The organism is Tabrizicola sp. (assembly GCF_036781545.1).
Lineage (GTDB): Bacteria > Pseudomonadota > Alphaproteobacteria > Rhodobacterales > Rhodobacteraceae > Tabrizicola.
The window spans coordinates 116822-141093 of record NZ_DAIQAT010000001.1; the positions used below are offsets into that span (position 1 = coordinate 116822).

The window sequence follows — 24272 nt, forward strand, 5'->3', positions numbered from 1 at the left end:
ACACAGTCCGGATGGGCGGTGCTAAAGCCCGCGCAGGGAAGAATGCCGGTGTAGCTCAGCTGGTAGAGCACGTCATTCGTAATGATGGGGTCGGGGGTTCGAGTCCCTTCACCGGCACCATTCTTCCCTGAAACCCCTGACATGCAGAAGCCGCCAGACCCCAAGGGTCGGCGGCTTTGCTGTCTCGGGGATCTGAAGCGGAAGGTCTTTCCTACCGCGCTTCCCTCCCCCTCATGGGGAGAGGGAGAGGGGCACCCCGCCCGTCAAGAACTCAGCGCTTCGGCCCTTTCGGCGGCACGAACCGCTTCGAGGTGTCCCGCGCGTCCGCCTTGGGCTTTGCCGGGCGATCCGCACCTGCCCGGTCGAAGGGCTTCTTCCCACCCGCCGCATGGCTCTTGAACCCGCCCGCCTTGCCCGCGCCTTCGCGCTTTACGAAGGGGCGCGCCTCGTCGCCCTTCCCGGCATAGGTTTTCTTCGGACGGTCGCCATCCTCGCGCGGGCGGAAACCTTCGCCCTTCGGCGCATAGGGTTTCCGGGGGCGGTCGCCGTCTTCCCTGGGCTTGAACCCCTCGCCGCGCGGCTTGTAGCCGTCGGATTTCCCGGCATAGGGCTTCCGCGCCGGGCGCTCGCCATCCTCGGCCCGCTCCCTCGGCTTGTAGCCCTCGGTCTTTCCTGCATAGGGCTTCCGAGCCGGGCGGTCGCCGTCCTCGCGCGGTTTCCAGCCCTCGGACTTGCCCTTGGCGGCTCCTTCCGACCCATGGCTCTTGTAGCCCGCCGCCCGGCCCGGCCGATCCGCCGGCCCGCCGTGGCTCTTGAACCCTGCCGAACGCGGCGCAGATTTCTGGTCCGGCGACCAGCGCGGCTTGCGCGGGCGGTCGTCGTCGCCCTCGGCACGCGGCGCACGCTCCTCATAGGGTTTCCGCGCCGGACGCTCGGCCTTCCAATCGTCCTTGCGTTCGGGCCGCGTCTCGGACGGGGCCGCCTTTGGCCGATCCTCATACTTGGCCTTCGGCTTCGGCGCAGGTTCGGCCTCTTCCTCCTCGACCACACGCGGCGGCTTCGGCGTATAGGCGGGTTTCTCGGCCCGCGCGGGGCGTTCGGCGCGGTCCGGCCGCGCCGGACGCTCGAAGCGCGGCTTGTCGAACCGGGGCTTGTCGAAGTCGGGCTCGCCCTCCAGCCGCTCCATCAGCAGGCCTTTGTCCAGGTCGATCTGCTGCCGGAACCTGTCCGCCACCGCCTCGGCGATCTGCACGAAGGTCTCGTCCTCGCGCACCCGGATCGCACCGATGCTGTCCTTGCCGATGCTGCCCGCATCGCAGATCTTCGGCAGAAGCCAGCGCGCCTCGGCCCGGCCGGACCGGCCCACGCCGATGCGGAACCAGACCGAAGGCCCGAACTCCCCCCGTTCGCGCGGGGCGGCAGGCGCAGGCATCGCGGCATCGGTCGACAGCACTTCCGGCGCCGACCGCCCCTCGCGCCACAGCCGCACGAAGGCGGCCGCCAGTGCCTCGGGCCCGAACTGTTCCAGCAGGTCCCCGGCAATCCCGGCCTCTTCGCCGACCGGAGAGGTCAGCGCCGGATGTTCCAGGATGCGCAGGTCGTCCTTGGCCTGCACGTCATCCGCGCCCGGAGGCGGGCCCCATTCCGCCACCACCTTCGCGCTGGACAGGATGCGCTGCGCCTTCTTGAACTCGGCCGGGGTGACGATCACCGCCGAGACGCCCTTCTTCCCCGCCCGCCCGGTCCGGCCCGAGCGGTGCAGCAGCGTGTCCGGGTTCGAGGGCAGGTCGGCATGGACCACCAGCTCCAGCCCCGGCAGGTCGATCCCCCGCGCCGCCACGTCGGTGGCGATGCAGACGCGCGCCCGCCCGTCGCGCAGCGCCTGCAGCGCATGGGTCCGTTCCTGCTGCGACAGCTCGCCCGACAGCGCCACGACCTGGAACCCCCGGTTCCCCATCCGCGCCAGCAGGTGGTTCACGTTGACCCGCGTCTTGCAGAAGACGATGGCCGTCCGCGCCTCGTAGTAGCGCAGCACGTTGAAGATCGCATGTTCGCGGTCGCGCACCGCCACCGAATAGGCCTTGTATTCGATGTCGACATGCTGCTTCGCCTCGCCCTGGGCGACGATGCGCAGCGCGTCCTTCTGGAACTCTCCGGCAAGCTTCTCGATCTCCTTCGGCACGGTGGCCGAGAACATCAGCGTCCGGCGCTCGGGCGGGGCGGCGGCCAGGATGAACTCCAGATCCTCGGCGAAGCCCAGGTCCAGCATCTCGTCGGCCTCGTCCAGCACCACGGCGCGGAGGCCGGACAGGTCCAGCGAGCCGCGCTCGATATGGTCGCGCAGGCGGCCCGGTGTGCCGACGACGATATGCGCGCCCCGCTCCAGCGCCCGGCGTTCGGTGCGATAGTCCATGCCGCCGACGCAGGTTGCCAGCTTGGCCTGCGCCCCGGCATACAGCCACTCCAGCTCGCGCGCGACCTGCAGCGCAAGCTCCCGCGTCGGGGCAATCGCCAGCGCGATGGGCTTGTCGGCGTAAAGAAGCACGTCCTGCCCGTTCAGGATCTCCGGCGCGACGGCAAGGCCGAAGGCCACCGTCTTGCCCGATCCGGTCTGCGCCGAGACCAGCGCATCGCGGCCCGCGACGCCTTCGGCCAGCACGGCCTCCTGCACGGAAGTCAGCGTTTCATAGCCCTTGTCGGCCAAGGCCTGCGCCAGCGGCGCGGCCACGTTCATGATCGTCATGGATGTATGTTCCAAAGGGGGCGCGCTTTGCGCCCAGTCAAGCCAAACGGCCCCTGTCCCTTTGGTGCGGGCCTCCTCGCCCACAGTCCCGGAATCTCGACCGTCCGGCGCCAGTATCCGAAACCGGGGGGAGTGTATAGCCCCTCACCCCGTCAGCCGCGCCAACGCCTCGGCATGTAGCCTTGGCGGCAGGGCCAGCACGCCCTCTGCCATCGCGCCGGGCGTATTGAAGCGCAGCGCCCGGCCTTTCCGGTCCGTCACCACCGCGCCCGCCCGTTCCGCGATCAGCCCCCCCGCGGCGATATCCCATTCCCAGGTGTCGCGCAGGGTCAGCATCCCGTCGAAGCGCCCCTCCGCCGCCAGGCACAGCCGATAGGCCAGGGACGCGCGGAAGTTGCGCGTGATATCCGGCACCCCGCCCGGCCATTTCTCGGGCGCCAGGTTCGGCTTCGTCGTCAGGATGTTGGCCCCCGCCAACTCCTCCCGCGCGCTGGCCGCAATCGGCTGGCCGTCCTTCAGCGGTGGCGCGGTCTCGGAGGCCGTGTATATACGATCCAGCGCCGGCAGATACACGACTCCCGTCGTCACGCGCCCCTTGTGCGCCACCGCCAGCGAATGCGCCCAGGTCTCTTCCCCGGCGACGAAGGCCCGGGTGCCGTCGATGGGGTCGACGATGAACACCGTATCTACAGCCAGCCGGTCCGCCGAATCCGGCGTCTCCTCCGACAGCCAGCCATATTCTGGCCGCGCCGCCGTCAGCCGTGCCTTCAGCATGTCGTTCACCGCAAGATCGGCCTCCGTCACCGGCCCATGCTCGCCGCCCTTGTCCCAGACCTGCGGGCTGTTCCGCCAATAGCGCAGCGCGATCCGGCCCGCCTCGCGCGCGGCCTCGGTCAGAAGCGCAAGGTCACGCGCCGGCAAGGGTCATCCCGTCGATCAGAAGCGAGGGCACGCGGGTCGACAGATGCGCCCGGGCGTCATTCGCCGGGACGATCCGCAGCAGCATGTCGCGCAGGTTCCCCGCGATCGTGCATTCATGCACCGGATAGGCCAGTTGCCCATTCTCCACCCAGAAGCCCGAGGCGCCCCGCGAATAATCCCCCGTCGTCGGGTTGATGGTCGAGCCGATCATCGACGTGACCAGAAGCCCCGTCCCCATCTGCTTCAGCAGATCATCGCGGGTCGCCGAGCCCTGCGTCAGGTCGATGTTCGTCGTCGAAGGCGAGGGCGGCGCCGACGTCCCGCGCGAGGCATTGCCGGTGGAGGCCATCCCCAGCTTCCGCCCGGTCGCGAGGTCCAGCACCCAGCCGGTCAGCGCCCCATCCGCCACGATCTCGCGCCGCCGGGTCGGCAGCCCCTCGCCATCGAAGGGTCGCGACGATCCGATCCGCGCCCGATGCGGGTCCTCGACCAGCGACAGGCCCGCGGGCAGCACCGGCTTGCCCAGCAAGTCCCGCGCCCAGCTCGACCCCCTTGCAATCGAGGTCCCGTTGATCGCCGACAAGAGATGCCCGACCAGCGAGGCCGCGACCCGTTCGTCATAGACCACCGGATAGGTGCCGGTCTTTGGCTTCACCGACCCGACGCGCGCCAGGGTCCGCTCTGCCGCCAGCCGCCCGATCTCCTGCGCCGAGGGCATGTCGGCCGCGTATATACGCCCCTCGCCCGCATAGTCCCGCTGCATTTCCGTGCCTTGGCCGGTAAAGGCCACCGCCGACAGCGAAGTCGAGGTCCGCCCGTATCCACCGGAAAATCCATTGCTCGCCGCCAGATGCAGCGCGCGCTGGCTGTAGGCGGCCGAAGCCTCGACCTGGGTGATCCCGGCAGAGGCGAGCGCCGCCGCCTCCACCGCCCGCGCCTGCGCGTCCAGCGCGGCCGCCCCAGGCTCCCCCGCCGGATCGGCGAGGTCCAGCGCCGCGAGGTCCCAGCCCCGCGCCAGCTGCGAAGCCTCCGCCAGCCCCGCCGTCGCATCCTCGGGCGCCTCGCGCGCCATGGCCACGGCCCGTTCCGCCAAAGCCTGAATCGTCGCGCTTGAGGTGTCGGACGCCGACACGCAGGCCTGCCGCCGCCCCACCAGCACCCGCAGCCCGATCTCCACCCCTTCCGACCGCTCCGCCTGTTCCAGCGCACCCTTGCGGATTTCGATGGACAGGGCCGTGCCCGCCACCGCCAGCGCGTCGGCGCTGTCCGCGCCCGCCTTGCGGGCAGCGTCCAACAGGGAATGGCTCAGATCGGCAAGGCTGGGGGTCATCGCATCGGTCCTATCATCACCGGGATGAGGTAGTCCCGCCCGCGTGCCGCTGCAAGGCCGGGCAAACCGCCCGCCCGCCGTCTACTGCATCCGCATCCCGTTCGCGAAGAACCCGCCTTCCTTGAATTCGATCTCAGAGACCAGCTCGTCCGGCCCCGCGCCGGGCTTGGCGAACATCGCCAGCCCCATGCGGAAGCCCATCGCATCGTCCTGCGACAGGATGCCCAGCGCGATCAGGTTGTCGACCAGCTTGGTCACCCCCTTGATGTTGACCGTCACCTTGCCATCCGGCCGCGGCACCCCGCCGAAGGTCGCCAGATCGCTGTTGTCGAAGGTCAGCCCGCCCGTCGCCGACACTTCCGCGCCCGCCGCCTTGGCCAGCACCTGCGTCAGGTCCAGGCTGTGCAGCTCACCCGGAGGCGTCGCGCCCTCCATCTGCACCGAGGGGTCCATGATATCCTGCTTCCAGAATCCGGTGCCCTTCAGATCGACGATGAAGGTCGCCGGATCGCGCGCCAGCGTCCCCGCCGGGTCGAACAGGCCCCAGATATCCTCGGACACCGTGAAATCCACCACCTTGGTCAGGAAGGCGAAATCCTGCGGCGTGTCGGATTTCGTCACCGGCATGACGACGTTGAATCCGCTTTCGGCAAAGGCCAGCTCCACCTGCGGGAAGGGAATCTCGGCGCCCGAGATCGTGAACTTCGCCCCGTCCAGCGAACTGCCATAGGTCATCCGGTCCTTGTTCATCGCCAGCACGAAGCTGCCGCCGGTGGCATTTGCCACCAGCTTCGTCGGCCCCTGCGCCTGGATGATGTCGAAATCCATCGCCATCGCCCCGAAGCTGAAGGACGTGTCCATCGTGAACCCGCTGTTCAGCGCCAGCGCCATGTTCGCCATCATCTCGGGGTTCAGGAAGTTGCCCTTCGTCGCCCCGCTCAGATCGGCGAAACTGACAGAGACCTTGCCCGACCCACCGTCTTCCCCGTCCGAGCCGGACAGGTTGAACACCGCCGACTTGGCCGTGAAGGTCGAATCCAGCCCCATCGTCTCGCCGGTCTTGGTCATGAGATAGGCGCCCGCCACCTCACCCAGCGCCAGGTCGCCCTTGGTGTCCAGCATCTTGCCGCTGTGATCCGTCACCTCGTCCAGGGTGATCGTCATCGTGGGGGCGGTGAACTTGTAGCTGGTCTCGCCAGCGCTGCCCCCGGCAACGATCACCACGCCCGGCTGGCTGACCGTCAGCTTGATCGACCCCGGCCCCTCGCCCTTGTCGGGGAAGGCCATCTGCACCGGATAGCTGTCCGGCATCGTCACCGTGACCGTACCGTCGCCATTGTCCTTGAAGGCCAGCTTGTCCAGGCTGATGCTGGCGCTGCCGCCCATCTGGTCCTTGTAGGTCACGGCCAGGTCAGTCACCTCGACCGCCTGCCCGCTGTCCGCCGTGTTCCCGACCGTCAGCTCCTGCCCGGCCGAGGTCATCATCGCCTGCCAGCTGGCCCAGACCTCCTGCGGCGTCACGTCGGCCCAGGCGCCTGACGCCAGGAACACAAGGGCCATCGCGGTGGATGAGGTGAGGGCGCGGGTCATGGCACATGCCTTTCTGGTTGAATTCGCTGCGCGCAACCTTTCTATCTCGTCCCGGGGGCGTCAAGGGATTCCCCGGGTGGGGAAAGCCGGAGGGTGCCGTCATGATCAGGGTCCAGACCGCAGGCGACTGCTGCACGCTCACGCTTGCCCGCCCGGACAAGGCCAATGCCCTGACCGAGGCGATGCTGGAAGCCCTGGCCCTGGCTGCCACCGACGCCGCCACCAACGGTGCGAAAGTCCTGATCCTCACCGGCGAGGGCCGCGTCTTCTCCGCCGGGGCCGACCTCGACGGGATGAAGGCGGGCCTCGGCCTGTCCCCCGCCTGGGAGCAGGCCTCGGCCGCCATCGCCGCCTTCCCCGGCCTCACCATCGCCGCGCTGAACGGAACGCTGGCGGGCGGCGCGATGGGCGTGGCGCTGGCCTGCGACCTGCGGATCGCGGTGCCTACGGCGAATTTCTTCTACCCCGTCATGCGCCTTGGCTATCGCCCCCAGCCCTCGGACCCCGGACGTCTTGCCGCGCTGGTCGGCCCGTCCCGCGCCAAGATGATCCTTCTAGCAGGCCAGAAGATCGGGGCCGAGGACGCCCTTGCCTGGGGTCTGATCGACCGCATCTGCGACCCCGACGCCCTCACCGACACCGCCATGTCGCTGGCCGAACATGCACTTGCCGCCGATCCGGGGCATGGTGCCGCCCTGAAACGCATGACCAACGGGAACCAACCATGACGAACGCCTATGATTCCGGACGCCTGAACCTGCCCTTCGTCGGCATCGCGACCTTCGGCAAGAACCCCTACCAGCCCGACTGGTCCGCCATCGACGCCGATTTCGCCGTGCTCGGCGCACCCTTCGACTTCGGCACCCAGTTCCGCGCCGGGGCCCGCTTCGGCCCGCGCTCGATCCGCGAGGCCTCCACTCTTTTCTCCTTCGGCCATGCCGGGGCCTACGACCACGAAGACGACGTGACCTATCTGGAAGGCGTCCGCATCCAGGACATCGGCGACGCCGACATCGTCCACACCGATACCGAGACCAGCCACGCCAATATCGAGAAGGGCGTCCGCGCCATCCTCGCCGCGGGCGCCGTCCCGGTGGTGCTGGGAGGCGACCATTCCGTCAACATTCCCTGCATCCGCGCTTTCACGGGCCGCCCGCTCCACATCGTCCAGATCGACGCGCATCTCGATTTCGTCGATGTCCGCCACGGCGTCCGCCATGGCCATGGCAACCCCATGCGCCGGGCCGCCGAACAGGACCACGTCAAGGGCATCACCGCGCTCGGCATCCGCAACGTCAGTTCCACCGCCAAGGACGGCTATGAAGCAGCGCGGAAAATGGGCGACGACATCCTCTCCGTCCGCCAGATGCGCAAGCTGGGGGTGGAGGCGACGCTGGCCCGCATTCCGAAAGGTGTCGACTACTACCTGACCCTCGACATCGACGGCTTCGACCCCTCCATCGCCCCCGGCACCGGCACCCCCTCGCATGGCGGGTTCCTCTATTACGAGGTGCTGGAGCTGATCGACGGCCTCACCAAACAGGGCAACATCATCGGCATCGATCTGGTCGAGGTCGCCCCGGACTACGACCACTCCGGCGTGACCGCGATCCTGGCGGCGCAGGTGCTGCTCAACACCATCGGGCGCATTGCTCACAACCGGAGGTAACGCGTGGAGAATCTGCAAGGCTGGCTGCAACAGGCATCCGACACCGCTTTGGGCTGGCTCTCCTCGCCCGCCGCCCTGTCGCAATTCGCGCTGCTGATCCTCGCCTATTTCGCCGCGCGCCTGCTGGCGGCCCGCATCGCGCCGGTGGTGGAGCACAGCCTCACGCCGAAGCCCGAGGCGACGCACATCATCGCCCGCCTGCGCCGCTTCGCCCTGCAGTTCCTGCCGTTGCTGCTGCCTCTCCTCGCCTACGCCCTGACCGCCGTGGGCGAGGGCCTCACCCGAGCCACCTTCGGCTCGGGCGAGGTGATCGCCTTCGGCAAGCGCATCTTCCTCCTCCTTGCCGCGCTGGAATTCGTGCGCAAGGTCCTGCCCCCCGGCTTCCTGAAGCTGATGGGCCGCTACATCCTCCTGCCCGTCGCCGCGCTCTATGCTCTCGGCATTCTCGACGAGGTCACCGACTACCTCAGCGCCGCGCAGGTCAACCTCGGCAACATCCAGTTCACCGCACTGGCGCTGATCCGGGGTCTCATCGCCGGGTCGCTGCTCTTCTGGTTCGGCAGCTGGTCGAACCGCCAGTCCACCGGCTACCTCAAGTCCCAGCCCGCCCTCCGCCCGGCGACCCGCGAGCTGGCGATCAAGGCCAGCGAAGTCGCGATCTTCGGCGCGGCTTTCCTCCTCCTCATGTCGATCATGGGCATCGACCTTACCGCCGTCGCCGTCCTCGGCGGCGCGCTCGGCGTCGGCATCGGCCTTGGCTTGCAGCAGATCGCGGCCAACTTCGTCTCGGGCATCATCCTGCTTCTGGAAGGCCAGACCACCGTCGGCGACTATGTCGAACTGGACGACGGCTCGGCCGGCACCATCCTGCGGATGACTGCCCGCGCCTGCATCATCGAGACGATCGACGGGCGCTGGGTTGTGGTGCCGAACGACAATTTCATCACCTCGCGCGTGGTGAACTATTCCGATGCGGGCAAGGCGCACCGCTATTCGGCGAATTTCTCGGTCAGCTACGATACCGACATCAACCGCGTCCCCGCGCTGATCGAAACCGCCGTGGCCGCGCTGCCCTTCATCCTGTCCGAGCCCGATGGCCCCTCTTGTGAGCTGAATGCCTTCGGTGAGAGCAGCGTCGATTTCGAGGTGGAATACTGGGTCAACGGCATCGAGGACCTGACCGACGACTATCGCTCCAAGGTCCTGTTCGCGATCTGGAACGCGCTGAAAGACGCGGGAATCCAGATGCCTTACCCCCATCGCGTCGTCGAACTCCGCAATGCCCCCGGTGCCTGAGGCACTGGTCATCGGCGCCGGTCCCGCCGGGCTGATGGCGGCAGAGGAGCTTGCGAAGGCCGGGGTCCCGACCGTGGTCTGCGAAGCCAAACCCACCGTCGCCCGCAAATTCCTGATGGCCGGAAAATCCGGCCTGAACGTCACCAAGGACGAACCCTGGGATAGCTTCGTCACCCGCTACGACTCCCCCCGGCTCCGTCCGATCCTCGCCGGTTTCGGCCCCGCCGAAGTGCGGGACTGGTGCCGCGCCCTGGGGCAAGAGGTCTTCACCGGCTCCTCCGGCCGCGTCTTCCCGGTGGCGATGAAGGCCTCCCCCCTCCTTCGCGCGTGGGTCCGCCGACTCACCACTCAGGGCGTCGAACTCCGCACCCGCTGGCGCTGGACCGGCTTCGACGGCGCCGCCTTCCGCTTCGACACGCCCGAAGGCCCGCAGAGCCTGACGCCCAAAGTCGCCATCCTCGCCCTCGGCGGCGCCAGCTGGCAACGCCTCGGTTCCGAGGCCGCCTGGGTGCCCTGGCTGCGCGCGAAGGGTGTCACCATCACCGACTGGCAACCCGCCAACATGGGCTTCCGCGTCGACTGGTCGCCGCACATGACCCAAATCTTCGGCCAACCCGTCAAGGGCGTTGTGCTCAAGGCGATTCATGCGACCTCGCGAGAAGTTCTTGACCAGCATCGCGGGGAATTCGTCATATCGGCCAAGGGGTTGGAGGGCGGCGGCATCTACAGTATATACAAGCCCCTCCGCGACGGCGCAGCCCTCGCCCTCGACCTTCTCCCCGACCTCACGCAGGACGAGATCGCCCGCCGTCTCTCCCGGATGAAACCCGGCGAAAGCACCGGCAACCGCCTGCGCAAGCTCGGCCTCGACCGCGCCCAGATCGCGCTGGTGATGGAGGTCTCGCGGGCCGACCCATTCGCCCACCTGAAGCACCTGTATATACCGCTGCAAGGCCCCCGCTCGCTGGACGAAGCCATCTCCGTCGCCGGCGGCATCGCCTGGGACGCGCTGACCGACGATCTGGAACTGAAGGCCCTGCCGGGCACCTTCGCCGCCGGAGAAATGCTGGACTGGGAAGCCCCGACCGGCGGCTATCTCCTCACCGCCTCATGGGCCACCGGACGCTGGGCAGGGCAGACAGCGGCACGCCGTCTGGCCTCCCCGCCCCGGACTTGATCCGGGGCCTCCGTTCAACACCTGAGGCCCCGGATCAAGTCCGGGGCGAATCTTCCCGATGCAGCGCCTCGAACCAGGGCAGTACCTGCTCCCGCAGGATGTCGACCGCCGCCGCCAGGCACTCCGGCCGATCCAGCACATCGACAAAGGCCAGTGTCCCCGGATCGCCCTCCACCTTCTCGAAAAACTCGGCCAGCGTCACATCCTCGCCCCCCGGCCAGTCGGGATGGTCCGGCACCTCGCCGTCAGGAGTGACGAAGCGCAGCACGATCTGCACATCCCAGCCATAGCGGTTCCGCTGCAGATGCACCGCCGACTTCCCCGCAGCCGTCACCCGGCTCCAGGTCGTCCCGCTCAGCGCATAGCCTTCCGGCACCAGCAGCCCGTCCAAAGCCGCCACGATCCGCCCCCAGGCCTCCTCCCGCCGCGCCGGAAACCCCGGGTCATTCGCGGCCAAGTGCTTGCGGGCGGAAAGGTCCGGGTCGTCCATTCAGGCCGAGAGCCCCCCCGCCAGGTCCGGCACGTCCAGCGCGCTGAACCCGTAGTGCCGCAGCCAGCGCAGGTCGGCCTCGAAGAAGGCGCGCAGGTCCGGGATGCCGTATTTCAGCATCGCGATCCGGTCGATCCCCATCCCGAAGGCAAAACCCTGCCACTGGGTCGGGTCCACCCCGGCGGCGGACAGCACCTTCGGATGCACCATGCCCGAGCCGAGGATTTCCATCCACTTGTCGCCCTCGCCGATCTTCAGCTGGCCGCCGACGTTGGAATAGCGGATGTCGACCTCGGCCGAAGGCTCCGTGAACGGGAAATGGCTGGCGCGGAAGCGAAGCTCCACCTTGTCGACCTCGAAGAAGGCCCGGCAGAACTCTTCCAGCGTCCATTTCAGGTTCGCCATGCTGATCGACCGGTCGATCGCCAGCCCCTCGACCTGGTGGAACATCGGCGTATGGGTCTGGTCCATGTCCATCCGGTAGACCCGCCCCGGCGCGATCACCCGGATCGGCGCGCCCTGCGCCATCATCGCCCGGATCTGCACCGGCGAGGTATGGGTGCGCAGCACATGCGGCGGGCGGGTGTCACACTCGGCGCGCGCCATGAAGAACGTGTCATGCTCCTGCCGCGCAGGGTGCTCCGGCGGGATGTTCAGCGCGTCGAAATTGTACCAGTCGCTTTCCACCTGCGGCCCCTCGGCCACCGAAAAGCCCATATCGGCGAAGATCGCCGTCAGCTCTTCCATCACCTGCGACACGGGATGAATGGTGCCACGGGGCCGCGGCCGCCCCGGCAGCGTCACGTCCAGCCATTCGGTCTTCAGCCGCTCGTCCAGCGCCGCATCGCCCAGCGCCGTCTTGCGCGCCCGCAAGGCCGCGTCGATCTCGTCCTTCAGCGCGTTCAGGCTGGCCCCCGCCGCCTTGCGGGCCTCGGGGTCCATCTTCCCCAGCCCCGCCATCAGCGCGGAAATCTCGCCCTTCTTGCCAAGGGCACCGACGCGGACCTCCTCCAGCCCGGCCTCATCCGCCGCACCGGCCACCGCCGCCAGATACTTGGCCTTCAGCGTGTCGATCCCGTCCATCACCCGTCTCCTGAAATCCGATCCCCCTGCTAAAGGCTGCGCCCCCGCGATGCAAGTTTCAGAAGATCGACCGCCGCCCCCGCACCTCCAGCATCCGGCGTGACCGGTCCACCCGCCCGTTCTGCGCCGTGATCGCCACCGGAGCCTCCTTCAACCGCTTCTCGATCACCACCAGCGAGTCGTAAAACCGGATCCCCCCGATCTCGCGCGCCAGGGGGTGCAGCGGGAACCCGGCATCGTCCTCGGTGTACCAGGAATGCATCCGGTCGATCAGATCCTTGGCGAATTCGATGAAGCTTCCCGGCTCCCGCAACCCGCCGCCAAAGCCCGGCCAGTAGCTGGTATGCACGTCCTCGACGATATAAAGCCCCCGGTCGGTCAGCCGGGGCCAGAGATGGCGGAAGCTGGCGATCTGCTGATGCATCTGGTGCCCGCCGTCATCGACGATCAGATCGAACGGCCCATGCGCCGCCCCAACCCGCTCCAGAAACGCCGGGTCCGCCTGGTCGCCGATCTCCACCACCGTCCCCGGCAGGGCCAGGGCGGCGCAGGCCGGGTCGATATCCAGGAACACCAGCCGCGACGCAGGCCCGAGGAACCTCTGCCACATCGGCAGCGAGCCGCCCTTGTAGACACCGATCTCCAGGAAGGACACGTCCCGTCCCTGCCAGCCGGTCAGAAGCTCGTCATAAAGCTCCAGGTAATGCTCCATCTTGAAGAGCTTCCGGTCACCGCTTCGGGCCGGATAATCGCGGAAATAGCGGGTCATTGCTCACCTCTAGACGGAATAAGCCTACACCGCCCGGCCCCGCCCGCAATCCTACATCAACTGGGCTTCCGTCGCCTCGAACACCACCGGCGGCAGGTCGCCCCGCCCGTCCAGCACCCGGCTGGCGACAAGCCGCTGGCTCCACAGCGTCTTCTGCTGCACGGGGTCCACCAGCCGCACCTTCAGATAGGCCCGGTCCTCGCTCCAGGCACCTTCGACCTGAAGGTCGAGGCCCCCCGGCAGCCGGTCGCCGGTCAATCCGCGCGCCCCATCGCCCAGGAGATATTCCGCCGCCAGCCGGGCAATCGCCGCCGCCAGATCGCGCGCAATCGCCGCCTCGGTGCCCTCCGGCAGATCGGCCAGCCGCAGGGCGAAGGGAAGCGGCGGGCGCGGCTCGGCCAGTTCCACCGCCACCCGCTGCCGCTCTTCGACGAGCCACAGGTTGAAGCCGGGGTCGAGGATGTCGATGCCTTCCAGAAACTCCCGCCCCCGCGCCAACGCCTCCCGCGCGCCCGCCATGTCGGACAGGTCGGTGCCGAACCCCGTCAGCGCCACGCAATCGCGGTCGCTGGTCAGCCGGTCGGCCAGCGGCCCCAGTGCCTTGCGCAACTCCGTCAGCGCCTGCCGCAGCGACCCCGAGGCCTGTTCCTGCCCCCGGTCCGACCAGAGCCGCGCTTCCAGCCAGCGGCGCGGGCGGCAATGGCCCGGCGTCCGCGCCAGAAGCGCCAGAAGCGCCCGCGCCTTCGCACCCCGGGGCGTGCGGTCCTGCCCGGCCTCGTCCCGCACCTCGAATACGCCTATCATCCGGATGAACATTTTCGGCCCGCCTGTCCCTGCTTCGTCAACTCGAGGGCACCTTCAGACGGGCAGCGTGAAATTTGCGTCAATCGCGCCGGGCGAAACGTGAATACCGCAAGTAAACCGTGAAATCGCGTGAAAGCCCGGGCGAGGACCACCCCTGATTCCCCCGCTTCAGGCCTGCAAATCAAGGCCGCGAAGGGTTTCACGGGGAATTAACGCGCTTTCTTCCCCCCTAGGCCCATCCAGACCGCCCTTCGGTCCGGCTGCCCGCTGCGACGGGCGACACCAGGAAAGGTCCCACCATGCCCCGGCCCATCTTTGCTCTCGACACCGCTCCGGCGCTGGAGGAGCCGCTTTTCGGGCTGCAGGAGGCGGGCCCTCCGCTGGCGGCGAGACCGCGCCTCGGGCTGGACTTCACGCGGCAGGACTATCTCGGCCTTGCCACGCATCCCGCTGTCCGCTCCGCGGCCCTAGCCGCCCTGGGCCAGCATCCCCTCACCGCCCGCGATCCCGCGCTGGTCGCCCTATTGGAGGGTCGCCTCGCCGCCTTCCTTCAGCGTCCCGCCGCCGTGACCTTCCCTTCCGGCGCCGATGCCATCCGCCAGACGCTCCGCACACTCCTCCGCCCCGGCGACCATGTCATCCTCGATTCAGCCGCACATCCGGCCATGTTCGAGACTGTTTTGCTCTCGAAGGCCCGGCCCCACCGCAGCCCCGCCGGGTCCGTCGACGCGGTGGAGCGTCGCCTCACCCGCCTTGCCCGCCAGCCGCGGCGCGGTCGGCTGGTCATCGCGCTTCCCGCAGTCTCGGCCTATGGCTCAAGGATCGCCGACCTGTCCGAACTGTCCGTCCTCGCCCGCCAGCACGGCGCGATCCTCGTCGTCGATGTGACGCATGATCTGGGCGCGATGGCACCCAAGGGTGGCGGCGTGGCAGAGATTCAGGCCTGCTCCGGTCCTATCGACATTCTGCTCGGCAGCCTGGCGAAAAGCTTCGGCGCGCCGGGCGGCTTCGCCGCCTTCCGCGACCCCGGCCTGAAAGCCCTGTTCCAAAGCGGGCACAGCACCGCCCTGTCGCCGGTCAACGCCGCGGCCATCCTCGCCGCGCTCGAGCTCATCACCGGGGCAGAGGGCCAGCGCCGCCGCCGCAACCTGCACGGCCTCTCGCTTCGCCTCCGCAATCATCTGATGGCCGACGGCATCAGGCCGATGGGTCAGGCCTCGCCCTTCGTGCCCATCCTGCTGCCCGTGATGACCGCGCTGCCCCGCACCGCGCTTCTGGAAAGCGCCGGGCCGCGCGTGCCCCTGCTGCAAGCCCCGACTGTGCCCCTGCACGCCCCGCGCTGGCGCATCCAGCTGACCGCTGCTCACAGCGCCGCCGATATCGACGATCTGGCCGAGCTGATCCGCGACGTCACCCGCGCCTTCGACCGGCGCTTCACCCGCGCCCGCGCCTCCGCCTAGGGCTTGACCGAAGCCGTCACATAATTGCAGCTGAGGTCCCGGTCCGACAGGCTCCAGCGCCAGGACACCGGGTTGAACACCATCCCCTTGCGGTCCACCGGCCTGAGGCCCGCCTTTTCGATCAGCGCATACAGCTCGTCGGGCGTGATGAATTTCGCCCAGTCATGCGTGCCCTTCGGCAACCAGCGCATCACCCATTCCGCCCCGACGATGGCCATCATGAACGACTTCGGGTTCCGGTTCAGGGTCGAGCAGATCATGAGGCCCCCCGGCTTCAGCAGCTCCCGGCAGGCGGTCAGATAGGCCTGCGGGTCCGCCACATGCTCCACCACCTCCATGTTCAGCACCACGTCGAAGCGTTCTCCCGCTGCCGCCAGTGCCTCTGCCGTGGTGTGGCGATAGTCGATCGCCAGCCCCGACTGCCGGGCATGGGCCTTCGCCACCGGAATGTTCCGCTCTGCCGCATCCGCGCCGACGACATCCGCCCCCAGCCGCGCCATCGGCTCGCTCAAGAGCCCGCCGCCGCAGCCGATATCCAGCACCCGCAACCCCTTGAAGGGCAGCGGCCCCGCCAAGTCCCGCCCGAACTCCGCTGCGATCTGCGAGGTGACATAGTCCAGTCGGCAGGGGTTCATCAGATGCAGCGGCCGGAACTTGCCCTGCGGGTCCCACCATTCCGCGGCCATCGCCTCGAACTTGGCCACTTCGCCCGGATCGACCGTATCCACCGCCATCGCCGCCTCCCCGTTTGCCCCGAAGTTTGGGTTTAGACTCCGGGCCGTCCCGGCGTATATAGGTCAATGATGGATCAGAGATCAGGTCAAAAGCGCGCAGTCGAATACCTTTACCCGCCGATCGACCCCTTCGATCAGCGGGTGATCGACATGGGCGACGGCCACCGGGTCTATGTGGAACAATGCGGCCATCCGAACGGCAAGCCGGTCATCGTCTTCCACGGCGGCCCCGGCGGCGGCTGTTCCCCGGCCATGCGGCGCTACTTCGATCCGAGGTACTACCGCGTCGTCCTCTTCGACCAGCGCGGCTGCGGGCGGTCCCGCCCCCATGCCAGCGTCACCGCCAACACCACCTGGCATCTGGTGCGGGATGTCGAGACGATCCGCACCACCCTCGGCATCGACCGCTTCACCGCCTTCGGCGGCAGTTGGGGCGCGACACTGGCCCTGATCTACGCCCTCACCCACCCCGACCGCGTGGCGCATCTGGTATTGCGCGGCGTCTTCCTGATGACCCGCGCCGAGCTTCAGTGGTTCTACGGCGGCGGGGCAGGGGCCTTCTTCCCCGACCTCTGGTCCCGCTTCGTCGAGGTCATCCCGCCGGAGGAACGCGCCGACCTCATCGCCGCCTACCACCGCCGCCTCTTCTCCGGCAACCTTGTCGAGGAGACACGCTACGGCCGCATCTGGGCCAACTGGGAAAACGCCCTCGCCTCGATCCAGAACGAAGGCGCGCTGGGCGAAAGCCCCTCCGACTACGCCCGCGCCTTTGCCCGGCTGGAAAACCACTATTTCCAGAACGCCGGCTTCCTGGATTACGACGGCTGGATCCTGCGCGAACGGGGGCGTATCGAGCACATCCCCGCCACCATCGTCCAGGGCCGCTACGACATGATCTGCCCCCCGCAAGCCGCCTGGTCGCTGGCGCAGGGGTGGCAGAACTGCGATCTGAAGATGGTCCCGCTGGCCGGACATGCCCTGTCAGAACCGGGGATCAGCGAAGCGCTGGTCCGGGTGATGGACACCCTCCGCGCGTAGGGTACGTGCTCGCACGCACCTTTCCGCCAACACCTACGCCAGCTTCCCCACCACCGCGACGCCCAGCGCTTCCAGCACCTTCGCCTCGATATGCGCCGCATCCAGCCCGGCCACCCGGTACATCGCTTCCGGCGACGCCTGGTCGATGAACACATCCGGCAGCACCAGCGAGCGGAACTTCAGCCCCCGGTCGAACACCCCTTCCTCGGCCAGCAGCTGCGCGACATGCGACCCGAAGCCGCCCACCGCGCCCTCTTCCACCGTCACCAGCGCCTCATGCCCGCGCGCCAGCCGCAGCACCAGGTCGCGGTCCAGCGGCTTGGCAAACCGCGCATCGGCCACCGTCACCGACACGCCCCGCGCCGCCAGGGCCTCCGCCGCCTTCAAACTCTCCGCCAGCCGCGTCCCGAAGGACAGGATCACCACCCGCGACCCCTCGCGCAGCACCCGGCCCTTGCCGATCTCCAGCGGCACGCCGCGTGAGGGCAGGTCGACCCCCACCCCCTCGCCGCGGGGATAGCGGAAGGCAATCGGCCCCGCATCATGCGCCGCAGCCGTCGCCACCATATGCACCAGCTCGGCCTCGTCGGCCGCCGCCATCACCACCATGCCCGGCAGGTTCGACAGGAAGCCGATGTCGAAAGCCCCGGCATGGGTCGCCCCGTCGGCCCCCACCAACCCGGCCCGGTCGATCGCAAAACGCACCGGCAGGCGCTGGATCGCCACATCATGCACAACCTGATCGTAACCGCGTTGCAGAAAGGTGGAATAGATCGCGCAGAAGGGCTTCAGCCCGCCCGCCGCCAGCCCCGCGCTGAAGGTCACCGCGTGCTGTTCCGCGATCCCCACGTCGAAGCAGCGCTTCGGGAACCGCCCGGCGAACAGGTCCAGCCCGGTCCCATCCGGCATCGCCGCCGTCACCGCGACGATCTTCTCGTCGCGCTCCGCCTCGGCCACCAAAGACTGCGCGAAGACCTTGGTATAGCTCGGCGCGTTCGACGCCGCCTTCACCTGCACCCCGGTCAGCACGTCGAACTTGCCCGTCGCGTGCCCCTTGTCCCGCGCCGCTTCCGCCGGGGCATAGCCCTTGCCCTTCTGCGTCAGCACATGAATCAGCACCGGCCCCGTGGCCCGCGCCTTCACCGTGCGCAAGACCGGCAGAAGCTGGTCCAGATCATGCCCGTCGATGGGTCCCACATATTCGAACCCCAGCGACTCGAACAACGTCCCGCCGACGGCCATGCCCTTCAGCATGTCCTTGGCCCGCTTCGCCCCCTCCTGAAACGGCGAGGGCAGCAGCCCCACCAGACCCTTGGCCACCTGCTTCAGGTCCTGCATCGGTGGCGCGGCGTAAAGTCCGCTCAAATAGGCCGACAAAGCCCCCACCGGCGGCGCGATGGACATCTCGTTGTCGTTCAGGATGACGAACAGCCGCTTGCCCAGATGCCCAGCATTGTTCATCGCCTCGAAGGCCATGCCCGCCGACATCGCCCCATCCCCGATGACCGCAATCGCATCGCCCGGATCGCCACCCAGGTCGGCCGCCACCGCAAAGCCCAGCGCCGCGCTGATCGAGGTCGAACTATGCGCCGCCCCGAACGGGTCGTAGGGGCTTTCCGACCGCTTGGTGAAGCCCGAAAGCCCCCCCTCCATCCGCAGACTGCGGATGCGGTCGCGCCGCCCGGTCAGGATCTTGTGCGGATAGCATTGGTGGCCGACATCCCAGATCAGCTTGTCGCGCGGCGTGTCGAAGACGGCATGCAGCGCCACCGTCAGCTCCACCACGCCCAGACCCGCGCCCAGATGCCCACCGGTCACCGACACGGCCGAGATCGTCTCGGCCCGCAACTCGCCCGCCAGCTGGTGCAACTCGCGGTCCGACAGCGCCTTCAGGTCCGAAGGCACGGTCACGCGGTCGAGCAAGGGGGTAGCGGGTCGGTCGGTCATCATGCCTGCCTTCGGGCCATCACTTGTCCCGCGCGATAACGAAGCGCGCCGCCGCAATCAAGTTGGCCGCACGGTTTCCATACCCGGCCAGCGCCGCCTCGGCCTCCTGTACCAACGCCGCCGCCCGCGCCCTGGCTCCCTCCAGACCCAGCAGCGAGACGAAGGTGGCCTTGCCCGCGCCGGCATCCTTGCCCACCCGCTTGCCGGTCCGCGCCTCGTCGCCCGTCACGTCCAGAATGTCGTCGGCGATCTGGAAGGCAAGGCCCAGCGCGGCGGCATAGCGCCGCAAGGGCTGCGGGTCCGCCCCGGCAAGCACCGCCCCCGCTTCCGCCGCAAAGCCGATCAGCGCCCCGGTCTTGCCCGCCTGCAAGGCGGTGATCTCCTCCAGCGTCAGCTGGCGTTCCGCCGTCTCCGCCGTGATGTCCAAAGCCTGCCCCAGCACCATCCCGTCGATGCCCGAGGCTTTGGCAAGCCCGGAAACCAGCGCCATCCGCACCTCGGCAGGCCCCAGCGCCGGATCGCACAGCAGCTCGAAGGCCAGCGTCTGAAGCGCATCCCCCGCCAGAACTGCCGTGGCCTCGTCCCATTTCCGATGCACCGTCGGCTGACCCCGGCGCAGGTCGTCGTCATCCATGCAGGGCAGGTCGTCATGCACAAGGCTATAGGCATGCAGCGCCTCGACCGCCGCTGCCGCGCTCACCGCCCGGTCTTCCGAAACCCCCAGCATCCGCGCGCCTTCCAGCACCAGAAAGCCGCGCAGCCGCTTGCCGCCTCTCACGGCATAGCGCATCGCCGCTGTCACCGGCTGGTCGGCCCGGCCTTCCAAAGCGGTCCGCAACCGGGCGTCGCACAAGGCCGCATCCGCCGCCAGCCTGTCGGGAAAATTCACATCCCCTCCGCCGGCGCCGTCCCCACCGCGCGCCCTTCCTGCGCCCGGATCAGCTCCACCTTCTCTTCGGCTTCCGCCAGCTTCTTCGCGCAATGCGCCTTCAGCGCCGCCCCACGTTCATACAGCGCAATCGATTGTTCCAGCGGCACTTCCCCGCGCTCCAGCGCGCCCACGACCTGCTCCAGCGCGGCCATCGCTTCCTCGAAGCTCATCGCGTCGATCGGTTTGTCGGTCATCGGCCCCGCTCCTCCAGCACTGCGACATGCGCCGCGACCGAGGCCGCCAGCGCCTCAAGATGATAGCCCCCCTCCAGCGAGGACACCACCCGCCCCCCGGCGAAATCGCAAAGCTTGTCGGTCAGCCAGCGATAATCCTCCGCCTGCCATTCCAGCCCCGCCAGCGGATCGTCGGCATGGGCATCGAACCCGGCGGAGATCAGCAGCAACTCCGGCTGCCATTCCGCCAGCGCCGGGAACACCTGCCGCGTATATACGTCGCGCATTGCGGCCCCGCCCGACCCCCCCTGCAGCGGCAGATTCAATATCTGCCCCTGCGCGCCCCGCTCCTCGGGCCGACCGGTCCCCGGATACAGCGGCATCTGGTGGGAGGAGACGAACAGGCAGCGCCCCTCGTCCCACAGCAAATCCTGCGTCCCGTTGCCATGATGCACGTCGAAATCCACGATGGCCACGCGCTTCAGCCCATGATGATCCAGCGCCCGCTTCGCGCCGATCGCCACCGCCCCGAACAGGCAGAACCCCATCGCGGTTTCCCGCTCCGCATGGTGCCCCGGCGGCCGGCCCGCCACGAAGGCCGTCTTCGCCTCGCCCGACACCACCGCATCGACGGCGGCGCAGATCCCTCCGACCGCGCGCATCGCCGCCTCATATGAACCCGGCGACAGGAACGTATCCCCATCCAGCTGCGCCCAGCCCTCCTTCGGCACCGCCGCCTTCACCCGCGCCAGATACCCCGCCGGATGGCACCGCAGCACCTCCGCCTCCTCGCCCGGCGGACAGTCCCGCCGCTCCGCCGGTATCCCTTGCAGCCCCCGCTCCACCGCCCCCAGCCGCGCCACCCGCTCGGGATGGCCCGGAGGGGTCACATGGTCCCGAAACGCCTCATGCGTGAAGACAAACACCGTCCAGCCTCATTTTCTGTCCATAGATATCCCGGGTGCGTTCAAGGTTGCGCCACCGGTTCTAGAAACCGTGGACGCGGGGGGCTGGCCCCCGGTCCACCGCCAGCCACAGCTCAATCCGGCTGCAACATATAGCCCTCGCCCCGCACCGTCTGCAGATAGCGCGGGGCCTTCGGGTCGTCCTCGATCTTCCGGCGCAGGCGGGTGATCTGCACGTCCACCGCCCGCTCCTGCGCCGCCTCCTCGCCGCCGGCCTCGCTCACCAGCTTCTCCCGGCTCAGCGCCACCCCCGGCGCCGCCGCGAAGATCCGCATCAGCTGCGCCTCGGTCGCCGTCAGCCGCACCGGAGCCTCCCCCCGCCACATCTCGCCCCGGTCGAGGTCATAGCGCACCGCCCCCAGATGGATCACCTGCCGCACCGGTTCGGCCACCCGCGCCGTCGGCACCCGCCGCAGGATCGCGTTGATCCGCAGCAGCAATTCCTTCGGCTCGAACGGCTTCACCAGATAGTCGTCCGCCCCCGCCTCCAGCCCTTCGATCCGGTTCGCCGTCTCCCCCCGCGCCGTCAGCAGCAGGATCGGCGTCGACATCCGCTTCCGCAGCTCGCGCGTCAGCGTCACCCCGTCCTCGCCCGGCATCATCACGTCCATGACGATCATGTCGAACTCCAGCCCCGCCAGGATCTTCCGCGCCTGCGAAGCATCGCGCGCGACAGACACCAGGAAACCGTTCCGCATCAGGAACTTCTGCAACAGCCCCCGGATGCGCTCGTCGTCATCCACGATCAGAAGATGAGCATCGGGGACCATCAGCCACCCTCCTTCAGGCGGTTGTACTGGCGCCGCATCTCCGGGTCCATCATCGCCTCCAGCACCTGCCGGAAGCCCGCCACCGCCTGCGGCCCCGCCGCCCGGTAGGCCGCCCGCATCCGCGCCCGCTGCGCGTCCGACAATTCCCGCTCCAGCATCTGTCCCTTGTCCGTCAGATGCAGATGCCGCTCCCGCGCATCCGCCTTGCCCTTTTCACTTCGCACAAGGCCATCCTCGATCAAGGTGCGCAACACCCGATTCAACGATTGCTTCGTGACCCCGAGGATCGACAAGAGGTTCGAGACCGTCGTCCCCGGCGAGCGATGGATGAAATGGATCGCCCGGTGATGCGCCCGGCCATAGTCCATGCCCTCCAAAATCCGGTCGGGATCCGCCGTGAAGCCGCGATAGGCGAAGAACATCGCCTCGATCCCCTTGCGCAACTGCTCGTCCGTCAGGAACAGCAGGCTTTCCCCGCCCGGTGTCTCGGCCATACACGCCTCCCTCGTCGCGATGAATTTACGTCAGCCTTGTTGACTTTCCAAGCACGAACCCGTAACTCTCCCCCGATTTCGCGCAAGAATCTGTCCGAAGCGGACCTTTCAGGCGCAACTTTCGCAAAGATGGAGGCTGGAATGGCTGGGTATGACGATCGCGACGGGTTCATCTGGATGGATGGCAAGCTGGTGGAATGGCGTTCCGCGAACGTCCACATCCTGACCCATGCCCTGCACTACGCCTCCTCGGTCTTCGAGGGCGAGCGCTGCTACAACGGCAAGATCTTCAAGGGCCACGAACATTCGCTGCGCCTCCTGGAATCCGGGCGCCTGCTCGACATGCCGATCCCCTATACCGCCGAAGAGATCGACGCCGCCAAGGAAGCCGTGCTGAAAGCCAACGGGTTGACCGACGCCTACATTCGCGCCGTCGCCTTCCGTGGCGCGGGCGACGAAATGGGCGTCGCCTCGCTTGGCAACCCGGTACGGCTGGCCGTCGCCTGCTGGTCCTGGGGGGCCTATTACGGCGACGCCAAGATGAAGGGCGCCAAGCTCGACATCGCCAAGTGGAAACGCCCCTCGCCCGAGACCATCCCCACCGCCGCCAAGGCCGCCGGGCTTTACATGATCTGCACCATGTCCAAGCACGCAGCGATGGAAAAGGGCTGCTCCGACGCGCTCTTCTACGACTACCGCGGCTATGTGGCCGAGGCGACGGGCGCCAACATCTTCTTCGTCAAGGACGGCGAGGTGCACACCCCCGACCCGGACTGCATCCTGAACGGCATCACCCGGCAGACCGTGATCGGGATGCTCAGGGACATGCAGATCAAGGTGCACGAACGCCATATCAAGCCCGAGGAACTGGCGACGTTCGAACAGTGCTGGCTGACCGGCACCGCCGCCGAGGTCACGCCGGTGGGCCAGATCGGCGACTGGACCTTCGAGGTGGGCGATCTGACGAAACGCGTCGCCACCGCATACGAACAGCTCGTCCGCGCCTGATCCCTGCATCGCCGGGGGCCGCCCGCTGCGGCCCCCCGACCAGCACCATGGCAGCGCGCGCACACCCAATCGCGCGCTGCCATCGTTCACCTTTATTTTCATTGCCTTTCGCGTGTGTTTGGGGGCTGGTGCATCTTCGGCGCACACGACCCATCTGCCGCCTGCGGAGCCTGCAATGGATCGGCCATTCCCGATCATCACCCTTTCCTTCCGGGCCCTCCTGCTCGCGATCCTCGCGGTGGACCTGGCCTTCATCCTGACCGACCTCGTTGCCTTCTCGGCCGAAAAGGCCGGCTGGATCGTCGAGGTCCCGCCGTTTCTCAAGATCACCCGCGACGACGCCCTGCCCGAGCTTGTCGGCTATGTGAAATGGCTGGTGATCATCGTGGCCCTGACCTGGCTGTCGATCCGGGACCGCTGGTCGGTGCCGTTCCGCTGGGCGCTGGTCTTCCTCATCATCCTGATCGACGATTCGCTGCAGATACACGAAAGGTTGGGCCTCATCCTGTGGGACATCATCCCCTATCCGCCCAGCCTTCGGTCAGAAGGTGAGGATATCTCCGAGCTTGTGGTCTTCGGCGCGATGGGCCTTGCGGCGGCGATGCTGACCGCAACGCTCTTCACCCGGCACGGGCCCTTGGCCCGCGCACTCAGCATCCGCTTCCTCTGGATCATCCTGGGCCTGGTGTTTTTCGGCGTCTTCCTGGACTTCGTGCACCAGCTGATCAGCCTCGCCAGCAAGGACACCTTCCTTGCCGGAGTGCTGCCCCCGCTCTTCTCGCTCTTCGAGGACGGGGGCGAGATGGTCGTCGCCAGCTACGCCACCGCCTTCGTGCTCACCCTGCCGGGGCTTTAAGCCCCCGGCCGGACCCGACGCTTT

At 68.1% G+C, this 24272-nt stretch carries 23 protein-coding genes and 1 tRNA gene; 9 read left to right on the forward strand and 15 right to left on the reverse strand.

Annotated features, from left to right (window positions below; all coding sequences use genetic code 11):
- Positions 1-44 precede the first annotated feature (44 nt).
- A tRNA-Thr gene (locus tag V7Q39_RS00560) sits at positions 45-120 on the forward strand.
- Positions 121-271: 151 nt separating this feature from the next.
- On the opposite strand, the gene V7Q39_RS00565 is transcribed toward V7Q39_RS00560, so the two are convergent.
- The 4 genes from V7Q39_RS00565 to V7Q39_RS00580 all read right to left on the reverse strand — a co-directional run bounded on the left by V7Q39_RS00565 (position 272) and on the right by V7Q39_RS00580 (position 6584).
- Positions 272-2743, reverse strand: coding sequence for a DEAD/DEAH box helicase (locus V7Q39_RS00565; RefSeq protein ID WP_333814250.1), 2472 nt, complete (start codon positions 2741-2743; stop codon positions 272-274).
- Positions 2744-2887: 144 nt separating this feature from the next.
- Positions 2888-3664 (reverse strand): 3'(2'),5'-bisphosphate nucleotidase CysQ, encoded by a 777-nt coding sequence (locus tag V7Q39_RS00570; RefSeq protein WP_333814251.1) that lies wholly within the window; start codon positions 3662-3664, stop codon positions 2888-2890.
- Positions 3651-4994 carry a TldD/PmbA family protein gene (locus V7Q39_RS00575; RefSeq protein ID WP_333814252.1) on the reverse strand — a complete coding sequence of 448 codons (1344 nt, stop codon included), beginning with the start codon at positions 4992-4994 and terminating at the stop codon, positions 3651-3653. The genes V7Q39_RS00570 and V7Q39_RS00575 overlap by 14 nt, the downstream gene beginning before the upstream one ends.
- Positions 4995-5075: 81 nt before the next feature.
- Positions 5076-6584 carry a DUF2125 domain-containing protein gene (locus V7Q39_RS00580; RefSeq protein ID WP_333814253.1) on the reverse strand — a complete coding sequence of 503 codons (1509 nt, stop codon included), beginning with the start codon at positions 6582-6584 and terminating at the stop codon, positions 5076-5078.
- Positions 6585-6685: 101 nt separating this feature from the next.
- Here V7Q39_RS00580 and V7Q39_RS00585 point away from each other — a divergent pair, with 101 nt between their 5' ends.
- The 4 genes from V7Q39_RS00585 to V7Q39_RS00600 are packed head-to-tail and all read left to right on the forward strand — an operon-like array spanning position 6686 to position 10726.
- Entirely contained in the window at positions 6686-7312 is a 627-nt protein-coding gene (locus V7Q39_RS00585) for an enoyl-CoA hydratase/isomerase family protein (RefSeq protein ID WP_333814254.1), read from the forward strand.
- Positions 7309-8253: an agmatinase gene (gene speB / locus V7Q39_RS00590; RefSeq protein WP_333814255.1), complete on the forward strand. Its 945-nt coding sequence runs from the start codon at positions 7309-7311 to the stop codon at positions 8251-8253. Before V7Q39_RS00585 ends, speB begins: the two co-directional genes overlap by 4 nt.
- 3 nt (positions 8254-8256) lie before the next feature.
- Positions 8257-9549: a mechanosensitive ion channel family protein gene (locus tag V7Q39_RS00595; RefSeq protein ID WP_333814256.1), complete on the forward strand. Its 1293-nt coding sequence runs from the start codon at positions 8257-8259 to the stop codon at positions 9547-9549.
- On the forward strand, positions 9533-10726 hold the full coding sequence (locus V7Q39_RS00600) for a TIGR03862 family flavoprotein (RefSeq protein WP_333814257.1): 1194 nt from the start codon (positions 9533-9535) through the stop codon (positions 10724-10726). Before V7Q39_RS00595 ends, V7Q39_RS00600 begins: the two co-directional genes overlap by 17 nt.
- Before the next feature lie 34 nt (positions 10727-10760).
- On the opposite strand, the gene V7Q39_RS00605 is transcribed toward V7Q39_RS00600, so the two are convergent.
- From V7Q39_RS00605 to V7Q39_RS00620, 4 genes are all read right to left on the reverse strand, one after another.
- A complete protein-coding gene (locus V7Q39_RS00605; protein ID WP_333814258.1) occupies positions 10761-11216 on the reverse strand; it encodes a hypothetical protein in 456 nt (151 codons plus the stop codon).
- The gene (pheS, locus tag V7Q39_RS00610) at positions 11217-12290 is read right to left on the reverse strand and encodes a phenylalanine--tRNA ligase subunit alpha (protein WP_443082478.1); all 1074 of its coding nucleotides are present in this window, start codon (positions 12288-12290) and stop codon (positions 11217-11219) included.
- Positions 12291-12357: 67 nt separating this feature from the next.
- Entirely contained in the window at positions 12358-13068 is a 711-nt protein-coding gene (locus V7Q39_RS00615) for a class I SAM-dependent methyltransferase (protein ID WP_333814260.1), read from the reverse strand.
- 51 nt (positions 13069-13119) lie between these two features.
- Positions 13120-13884 (reverse strand): hypothetical protein, encoded by a 765-nt coding sequence (locus V7Q39_RS00620; RefSeq protein WP_333814261.1) that lies wholly within the window; start codon positions 13882-13884, stop codon positions 13120-13122.
- 287 nt (positions 13885-14171) lie between these two features.
- Between V7Q39_RS00620 and V7Q39_RS00625 the strand changes: the two genes are divergently transcribed.
- Positions 14172-15332, forward strand: coding sequence for an aminotransferase class I/II-fold pyridoxal phosphate-dependent enzyme (locus tag V7Q39_RS00625; RefSeq protein ID WP_333814262.1), 1161 nt, complete (start codon positions 14172-14174; stop codon positions 15330-15332).
- Here V7Q39_RS00625 and ubiG read toward each other — a convergent pair.
- Complete coding sequence (gene ubiG, locus V7Q39_RS00630) at positions 15329-16066, reverse strand: bifunctional 2-polyprenyl-6-hydroxyphenol methylase/3-demethylubiquinol 3-O-methyltransferase UbiG (protein WP_333814263.1); 738 nt, start codon at positions 16064-16066, stop codon at positions 15329-15331. The two genes, V7Q39_RS00625 and ubiG, sit on opposite strands and share 4 nt — an antisense overlap.
- Before the next feature lie 69 nt (positions 16067-16135).
- Here ubiG and pip point away from each other — a divergent pair, with 69 nt between their 5' ends.
- A complete protein-coding gene (gene pip, locus V7Q39_RS00635; RefSeq protein ID WP_333814264.1) occupies positions 16136-17104 on the forward strand; it encodes a prolyl aminopeptidase in 969 nt (322 codons plus the stop codon).
- A 33-nt stretch (positions 17105-17137) separates the two neighbouring features.
- On the opposite strand, the gene dxs is transcribed toward pip, so the two are convergent.
- The 6 genes from dxs to V7Q39_RS00665 form a co-directional block, all read right to left on the reverse strand.
- Positions 17138-19051: a 1-deoxy-D-xylulose-5-phosphate synthase gene (gene dxs / locus V7Q39_RS00640; RefSeq protein WP_333814265.1), complete on the reverse strand. Its 1914-nt coding sequence runs from the start codon at positions 19049-19051 to the stop codon at positions 17138-17140.
- 19 nt (positions 19052-19070) lie between these two features.
- Complete coding sequence (locus V7Q39_RS00645; protein WP_443082476.1) at positions 19071-19940, reverse strand: polyprenyl synthetase family protein; 870 nt, start codon at positions 19938-19940, stop codon at positions 19071-19073.
- Positions 19937-20176: an exodeoxyribonuclease VII small subunit gene (locus V7Q39_RS00650; protein WP_333814266.1), complete on the reverse strand. Its 240-nt coding sequence runs from the start codon at positions 20174-20176 to the stop codon at positions 19937-19939. The genes V7Q39_RS00645 and V7Q39_RS00650 overlap by 4 nt, the downstream gene beginning before the upstream one ends.
- Entirely contained in the window at positions 20173-21081 is a 909-nt protein-coding gene (locus V7Q39_RS00655; protein ID WP_333814267.1) for a histone deacetylase family protein, read from the reverse strand. The genes V7Q39_RS00650 and V7Q39_RS00655 overlap by 4 nt, the downstream gene beginning before the upstream one ends.
- Before the next feature lie 113 nt (positions 21082-21194).
- Entirely contained in the window at positions 21195-21893 is a 699-nt protein-coding gene (locus V7Q39_RS00660) for a response regulator (protein ID WP_333814288.1), read from the reverse strand.
- Positions 21890-22384, reverse strand: a complete 495-nt coding sequence (locus tag V7Q39_RS00665) for a MarR family winged helix-turn-helix transcriptional regulator (RefSeq protein WP_333814268.1) — start codon at positions 22382-22384, stop codon at positions 21890-21892. The genes V7Q39_RS00660 and V7Q39_RS00665 overlap by 4 nt, the downstream gene beginning before the upstream one ends.
- Before the next feature lie 141 nt (positions 22385-22525).
- Here V7Q39_RS00665 and V7Q39_RS00670 point away from each other — a divergent pair, with 141 nt between their 5' ends.
- Together V7Q39_RS00670 and V7Q39_RS00675 are read left to right on the forward strand one after the other, a co-directional pair.
- Positions 22526-23392, forward strand: coding sequence for a branched-chain amino acid aminotransferase (locus V7Q39_RS00670; RefSeq protein WP_333814269.1), 867 nt, complete (start codon positions 22526-22528; stop codon positions 23390-23392).
- 175 nt (positions 23393-23567) lie between these two features.
- The gene (locus V7Q39_RS00675; RefSeq protein ID WP_333814270.1) at positions 23568-24248 is read left to right on the forward strand and encodes a hypothetical protein; all 681 of its coding nucleotides are present in this window, start codon (positions 23568-23570) and stop codon (positions 24246-24248) included.
- The last annotated feature ends 24 nt before the right edge of the window (positions 24249-24272 follow it).

Bases quoted from the DNA above. Each gene is read 5' to 3' on its own strand.
- V7Q39_RS00625 (WP_333814262.1), top strand. From the start codon at position 14,172: ATGCCCCGGCCCATCTTTGCTCTCGACACCGCTCCGGCGCTGGAGGAG.
- V7Q39_RS00585 (WP_333814254.1), top strand. From the start codon at position 6,686: ATGATCAGGGTCCAGACCGCAGGCGACTGCTGCACGCTCACGCTTGCC.
- V7Q39_RS00580 (WP_333814253.1), bottom strand. From the start codon at position 6,584: ATGACCCGCGCCCTCACCTCATCCACCGCGATGGCCCTTGTGTTCCTG.
- V7Q39_RS00565 (WP_333814250.1), bottom strand. From the start codon at position 2,743: ATGACGATCATGAACGTGGCCGCGCCGCTGGCGCAGGCCTTGGCCGAC.
- V7Q39_RS00605 (WP_333814258.1), bottom strand. From the start codon at position 11,216: ATGGACGACCCGGACCTTTCCGCCCGCAAGCACTTGGCCGCGAATGAC.
- V7Q39_RS00670 (WP_333814269.1), top strand. From the start codon at position 22,526: ATGGCTGGGTATGACGATCGCGACGGGTTCATCTGGATGGATGGCAAG.
- pip (WP_333814264.1), top strand. From the start codon at position 16,136: ATGGATCAGAGATCAGGTCAAAAGCGCGCAGTCGAATACCTTTACCCG.
- V7Q39_RS00600 (WP_333814257.1), top strand. From the start codon at position 9,533: ATGCCCCCGGTGCCTGAGGCACTGGTCATCGGCGCCGGTCCCGCCGGG.
- V7Q39_RS00620 (WP_333814261.1), bottom strand. From the start codon at position 13,884: ATGTTCATCCGGATGATAGGCGTATTCGAGGTGCGGGACGAGGCCGGG.
- ubiG (WP_333814263.1), bottom strand. From the start codon at position 16,066: ATGGCGGTGGATACGGTCGATCCGGGCGAAGTGGCCAAGTTCGAGGCG.
- V7Q39_RS00675 (WP_333814270.1), top strand. From the start codon at position 23,568: ATGGATCGGCCATTCCCGATCATCACCCTTTCCTTCCGGGCCCTCCTG.
- V7Q39_RS00665 (WP_333814268.1), bottom strand. From the start codon at position 22,384: ATGGCCGAGACACCGGGCGGGGAAAGCCTGCTGTTCCTGACGGACGAG.
- dxs (WP_333814265.1), bottom strand. From the start codon at position 19,051: ATGACCGACCGACCCGCTACCCCCTTGCTCGACCGCGTGACCGTGCCT.
- V7Q39_RS00615 (WP_333814260.1), bottom strand. From the start codon at position 13,068: ATGACCCGCTATTTCCGCGATTATCCGGCCCGAAGCGGTGACCGGAAG.
- V7Q39_RS00650 (WP_333814266.1), bottom strand. From the start codon at position 20,176: ATGACCGACAAACCGATCGACGCGATGAGCTTCGAGGAAGCGATGGCC.
- V7Q39_RS00575 (WP_333814252.1), bottom strand. From the start codon at position 4,994: ATGACCCCCAGCCTTGCCGATCTGAGCCATTCCCTGTTGGACGCTGCC.
- speB (WP_333814255.1), top strand. From the start codon at position 7,309: ATGACGAACGCCTATGATTCCGGACGCCTGAACCTGCCCTTCGTCGGC.